Raw genomic sequence first — 2,726 nt, 5'->3', positions numbered from 1 at the left:
TCACCGCGCGCGGTGACGTCCACCTCCCAGCCCTGCGAGCGCAGCGCGCGGCCGGTGGATTCGGCAAGGCCGGGGTCGTCTTCGACGAGCAGGATGTGCAGGGAGTCCATGGTGCGAGGCGTGGCGCGTGGGTGCTTGATGTTCATAGTGTGCGCGCCTGCCTTTTTTCAACGCTGTGCCGACACTGTAAGCTTGTTGACGCCAGCCTGACGGTGCGTTCGGTGTGCTCAGAGGGGTGGGCTGGAGGCGCCGTCGAGGTGCTGCTGGATGGCCGCGCGCACGGCCTCGCGGTTGTCGGGCGTGACGTGCCACGCGGGGCTGTAGACCACGTCGAGTCGGCTGAACGGCAGGGGCACGAATTTGCGGTCCCAGGTGGGGCCGCGCCAGGCGTGGTGGCAGCGCAGGCGCAGCGCCACCACGGGGGCGCCGGTGCGCTGGGCGAGGTCGAGCACGCCGTCTTTCACGCGGTGGGCCGGGCCGTAGGGGCCGTCGGGGTTGAGGAAGGTGCTCGACCCGGGTTGTTGTTGCAGCAGGGTCACCACGCCCTCGAGCGCGCGCCGCCCGCCGTGGCCGGACGAGCCCATCACCAGGGCGCGCACGCCCATCAGCCGCAGGTAGAGGTGGATGCCTTTCATGTACCACGCGGGGTGGTTCATCCAGACGTAGGGCTTGGCGTAGGGCAGGCCGGCGACGAAGTAGGGCAGCAGCGACTCATGCCAGGCGCAGTCGATGGTCTGGCGCTGGCCGAAGTCGGGCGGGCGGTGGTGGTGCCGCACCCGCACGGTGAGCTTGAGCAGGCCCCACAGCAGCACCATCAGCGCGGCCATCACGCCGCCGTAGAGCAGCACCAGGCCGCGCAGCATCGTTCGCATGAGGCGGTGGCGTCAGAGCCCGGCGGCCTGCTTGCTGACCCAGCCGATGCTGCGCGCGTTCAGACTCTGGATGTAGAGCCGCCCGCCGGCTTCGGTGACGGCGGTGGTTTCGGGGTAGCCGCCAGCGGGGTCTTGCAGGTCGAGCAGCACCTTGCCGGTTTCGTCGAAGGCGAAGACGTGGCCGTAGGCCGGCGGCACGGGCCACAGCACCTTGGGCAGGCGCAGCGTGAGCGCGCGCATCCAGGGGTGGCGGGCGGCGAAGTCGATGACGCTGCTGCGGGGTTTGGTCAGGCCGACCCAGATGCGGCCGCCTTCGCCGCGCATGAGGTTGTCTGGGAAGCCGGGCAGGTTGTCGATCAGCACCTTGGCCGCGTCGCCGGGCAGGCCGATGGCTTGCGGCGCGCTCAGGCCGTCGAGGTTGACCGAGATGCGCAGGATGCGATACGCGCCGGTTTCGCTGAGCAGCAGGTGCTGCTCGTTGGCGGTGAGCGCCAGGCCGTTGGGGAAGCACAGGTCGCGCAGCACGACGCGGGTGTAGCGCGTCTGCGGGTCGTAGGCGAGCAGGCGGCCGGTGCAGCTGTGTTCGAGCGTGTCGAGCACGCTGGCCTCGAAGGTGCCGCCCCATTGGGCCGGGGCGAAGCGGCGGGTGGCGTCGGTGAAGTAGACGGTGCCGTTCTTGGCCACCAGCACCGCGTCGGCGAAGCGGATCGGGTCGCCCAGCACGGGGGTGCCGTTGACGGCGTCGTCTACCTTGGCCACCAGCGTCTCGACGCCCGCCGGGCGGCCGTTGGCGGGCAGCGTGGCCTTGAGCAGGCCCTTGATGCCGTCGGCGATCAGCAGGTGGCCCTCGGCGTCGAAGTCCAGCCCGAGCGGGCGGCCGCCGGTGTTGAGCACGGTCTCGGGCTGCGCGTCGGCGGGGGCGTCGGCGCGCAGGCGCACCACGGCGCCGCTGTTGAGGCCGGTGTAGATCCAGCCGTCGTGCGCCACGATGTGCTCGGGGCCGTGGTCGCGCGCGAGCGGAATGCGGTTGACGGGCGACAGCCGGTTGTTGCGCGCGTGGGCGCCGCTGTAGCCGGCGTCGCGCGGTGGCGTCCAGGCCACGGGTTGGGCGGGGATGGGTGCGAAGGCCAGGTAGCCCCCCAGGGCCAGCACGGCCGCGGCCAGTGCGGCGGTGAACTTCGACATGACGCGGTCTCCTCGGTTGTTTGGGGTGGGATTCTAGAAACCAGAAATCAGAAGTGCGCCAGGTAGCCGCCGTCGACGGCCAGGGTCTGCCCGGTGATGTAGCTCGCCGCCGGGGCGGCCCCAGCGGCCCAGCGAGGTGCGCCGCCCCAGCCAGGCGGCCACGTCGGGGTCGGCCACCATGGCGGCGTTGGCATCGGTGGCGAAGTAGCCCGGCGCCACGGCGTTGACGGTGACGCCGCGCGGGCCGAGCTCGGCGGCCAGCGCGCGGGTGAGTGCGTCCAGCCCGCCCTTGGCCATGGTGTAGACCGCGTCGCCGCCGCGCGAGATCGGGCCGGCGATCGAGGTGATGTTGACGATGCGCCCGCCGGTGCCCATTTGCCGCGCCGCGCGGCGGGCCAGGTCGAAGGGAGCGACGAGGTTGGCGTCGAGCAGGGCGCGCACCTCGCCCAGCGCGAAGGCGTCGAGCGGGCGGCGGTCGCGCAGGCCGACGTTGTTGACGAGGATCTGCACGCCGCCGTGCGCGGCCAGCGTGGCAAAGGCGGCGTCGGTGGCGGCGGGGTCGGTGATGTCGAAGGCCAGGGCCTGCGCGGGGTGGTGCGGTGCGTCGCGGTTCAGCGCGTCGACGGCAGCCTGCAGCGCGGCGGCTTCGCGCCCGTTGAGCCAGACGGC

General features: G+C 72.0%; 3 protein-coding genes. All 3 read right to left on the bottom strand.

Annotated elements, in window-relative coordinates:
* Positions 1-227: 227 nt before the first annotated feature.
* Positions 228-872, bottom strand: coding sequence for a hypothetical protein (locus ACE3SS_RS15405; protein WP_374595459.1), 645 nt, complete (start codon positions 870-872; stop codon positions 228-230).
* Between the two features lie 12 nt (positions 873-884).
* On the bottom strand, positions 885-2,057 hold the full coding sequence (locus ACE3SS_RS15400; protein WP_374595457.1) for an SMP-30/gluconolactonase/LRE family protein: 1,173 nt from the start codon (positions 2,055-2,057) through the stop codon (positions 885-887).
* A 33-nt stretch (positions 2,058-2,090) separates the two neighbouring features.
* The coding region (locus tag ACE3SS_RS15395) for an SDR family oxidoreductase (protein WP_374595455.1) at positions 2,091-2,726 on the bottom strand (636 nt) is incomplete at its 5' end.

The sequence above is a fragment of the Aquabacterium sp. genome (genome assembly GCF_041915145.1).
In the GTDB taxonomy this organism is placed as follows: domain Bacteria; phylum Pseudomonadota; class Gammaproteobacteria; order Burkholderiales; family Burkholderiaceae_C; genus Aquabacterium.
The sequence above is the reverse complement of the archived record's forward strand: the minus strand, read 5'-3'. Positions and strand labels throughout refer to the sequence as shown.